We start from the raw sequence: 3,275 nt of genomic DNA, 5'->3' as shown, positions 1-3,275 counted from the left end.
GCCGCTGGCTCTTATCGGCGTACCACAGTAACAGGCGGGGCCGCGGGGCACTCGCCGCACATGGGAGAATCGATGAGCTACGGTAGTCGTTTGAGCCTGGGTATTTTGCTCGCCTGCAGCGGGGCGACGTTGCCTCCGATGGTCGCTGCTGCCGCGGCGGCGGAGCGTTCGTCGGCTGCACCGATGCGCATGTCCATCGAAGCCCAGCCGGTCGATCTGGCGTTGAATGAATTCGCTCGAGTCACGGGCTTGCACGTCATCATCGACAGCAAGCTGGCCAAGGGCATCACCTCCAGCACGCTCAATGGCAGCTACACGCCGGAAGCCGGGTTGTCGCAGCTGTTGAGAGATACGGGCTTGTCTTATGAGTTCATCGCGGCGGACACAGTCGCCGTGCGCGCTCAGGGCATGCAGAACACGATGCAGTCCACCAGCGGTGACGCTTTGGATGAAGTCATCGTGGTAGGTACGCGTCAGGAACGTTATGCCGCGAGCAAAGCTTCGCTCGGCCGCTTCTCGCAGGATGTGCTCACCACGCCGCGCAGTATTCAGGTGATTCCCGAGCAGGTGATGATCGATCAACAGGTCGAGAGCATTCAAGAAGCGCTCAAGAACGTCGCCGGCCTCACGTCTTCGGACGGCTTCGGCGGCACCCAGACGGACTTCCTGCTGCGTGGCTTTCAACGCGATGCGATGTTTCGTAACGGCATGCGCTTGAGCAACACCGAAATCAATCAGCCGCCGACTCAGAACATCGAGACCATCGAGGTCATCAAAGGCCCGGCGTCGGTGTTGTTCGGGCAGATCGAGCCCGGAGGTCTGGTGAATTTGAACACCAAGAAACCGACCTATACCCATCGCGGTTTCGCCCAGGTGGCGTTCGACGATTACGGCAAGCGCCTGGCGACTTTCGACCTGACCGGCCCGCTCAGCGGCGAGACGCTGGCGTTTCGGCTCAACGCGTCGCTCGAGCGTTCCGACACCTATCGTGATTTTTTCGAGATCAAGCGCGAATTCATTTCGCCGTCGCTGCGTTGGGATCCGAGCGAAGACACCACTGTGATGCTCACCTATGAGTACTTCACCGATAATCGGCCCATCGATCGCGGCTTCGCGTCTATGCCGGACGGGCAGGGCGGCCGTTACATCCCCACCAATGTGCCGCTCAGCCGCCGTTTCGGCGAGCGCTTCGAAGAGCGCGATTCCACGGTGCAACTGGTAGAGGGTTCGGTGTCGCACCGTTTCAGTGACAACTGGCGGGCCGTGCTCAACGTGCTATATCGCGAGGAGGATTCGTTCGATTTGCAGACCAATCCGACCTCCGTTACCACCGCCGGCCTGCTCACCCGCCGCGTCAGCGGCACTCGGGGGCGGGAAATCCGTTCGTTCAGCAGCAACGCGCAGCTCGAAGGCGAGCTGATGACCGGCCCGATCCAGCACAAGCTGGGCATCGGCGTCGACTATCGACACTACGAGGTGAATAGCGCGTTCCACCTGGGCGGCCTGTACTCGGGCTTCGACATCTTCAATCCGGTGTATGGCCAGATCCCGGGCACCACCGCGGCGGTCGGCATTCCCTATGAAGAGCTGCGCACGCCGCTGGGCATCTTCATCCAGGATCAAATCTCTTTGCAGGACAACTTGAAGGTGTTGCTCGGCGGTCGCTACGACGACGCCCCGGGCAAAGTGGTGAACTCGGGCACACCCACGGTGCTGGACCGAACCAAGTTCACGCCGCAAGCCGGTGTGTTGTATCAACCGACGCCGCAGACCTCGTTGTACGCAAGCTATAGCGAAGGCTTCAATCCGGTGACCACTGTCGACCAGTTCGGTCGCACCTTCGCTCCGCAAGAGTCGGCGCAGTACGAGGTGGGTGCCAAAGGCGAGCTGCTGGAGCGACGTCTGATTCTGTCGTCGGCCGTGTACCAGATCGAAAAGGACAATATCGTTGCGGAGAACGCGCTCGGCAATCTGGAGCTCATCGGCAAGGTGCGTTCGCGCGGCGTCGAGCTGTCGGCCACCGGCGAGCCGGTTCCCGGCCTGAACTTCATCGGCTCGTACGCGTACACCGATACCGAAATCCTTACTGCCGGCGCCGAGCAGGGCAACCAGATGCCCAACGTGGCCAACAATGTGTTTCGTTTCTGGACCAGCTACGAAGCACGTCAAGGCAAGCTCGCCGGTCTGGGCGGCGGCGTGGGTATCGACTACACCTCGGATCGTTTCGGCGATAGCGGCAACGCATGGTCGTTGGGCAGCTACAAAGTCGTGGATGCCAGCCTCTGGTACTACCTGCGCACCGACCTGTTCGGTATCGGGCCGAACTCGCAGATCCGTCTCGGGCTCAATGTGAAGAACGTGCTGGACGAACGCTATTTCCCGGCCGCGGGTAGCATCACTCGCATCAGCATCGGTCAGCCGCGCACCTTTATCGGCTCGATCGGCGTGGACTTCTGACGAGTCATGTCTATGTTGGCTTTTGGAAAGCGAGCGACAGCAACGTTGCTGTTGCTCGCGAGTGCAAGTGCGCCCGCGGCCGATCGTTTCGACGACGCTCGCGCGGTGATTCGACAACAGATGCTCGATTCGCAGGTGGCGTCGGTCTCGGTGGCCGTGGCTCATCGCGGCAAGATCGTGTTCGAAGCAGGGTTCGGCTGGGCCGATAAGGAACGTCGCGTCGCGGCCACGCCGCACACCATGTATTCGTTGGCATCGTTGACCAAGCCGATCACGGTGACGGGGTTGATGACGCTGATCGAAGCGGGGAAGGTGCAGTCCCTGGATCAGCCTGCCAATGATCTGCTCGGCAACGCCAAGCTCAAGGTCTGGGTGGGCGACGAGCGGCAAGTCACCGTGCGTAGCCTGGTCAATCACACTTCGGGAATTCCGGGCGGCGGACAGTTCTTCTATGGGGACGACATCCGCTTACGCCCTGCCATGGATGAGGCGGTGTTGCGCTATGGCGGCGTGATGTTTGCTCCGGGCGAACGCTATGACTATTCCAATCTCGGCTACGGCGTGCTGGGGTACATCGTCGAGCGAGCTGCCGGACGTAGCTACGAGCAGTATCTGAAGCAGTCGATCTTCGTGCCGCTCGGCATGACGCGTTCGTCGATCGATGTCGGGCCCGGCCTCGAGGAGTATCAGGCGATTCGCTATGACGGCGCCGGCCAGCCCCTGCCGCCGTATGTTGCCACCGAAGCCGGCTCGATGGCCGCTTACTCGAGCGCACACGATCTGGCGCGACTCGGCATGTTCTTTCTTAAAGACCGCTT

Annotated in this window: 2 protein-coding genes; both read left to right on the top strand. The window is 61.2% G+C overall.

The window, feature by feature from the left end:
• Positions 1-72: 72 nt before the first annotated feature.
• A complete protein-coding gene (locus JNL55_RS06695) occupies positions 73-2,457 on the top strand; it encodes a TonB-dependent siderophore receptor (RefSeq protein ID WP_293851054.1) in 2,385 nt (794 codons plus the stop codon).
• A 12-nt stretch (positions 2,458-2,469) separates the two neighbouring features.
• Positions 2,470-3,275: serine hydrolase domain-containing protein (locus JNL55_RS06690; protein ID WP_293851051.1), on the top strand; the 806-nt coding region annotated here is incomplete at its 3' end.

It is taken from the genome of Steroidobacter sp. (assembly GCF_016790065.1).
Taxonomy (GTDB): Bacteria; Pseudomonadota; Gammaproteobacteria; order Steroidobacterales; family Steroidobacteraceae; genus Steroidobacter.
The sequence above is the reverse complement of the archived record's forward strand: the minus strand, read 5'-3'. Positions and strand labels throughout refer to the sequence as shown.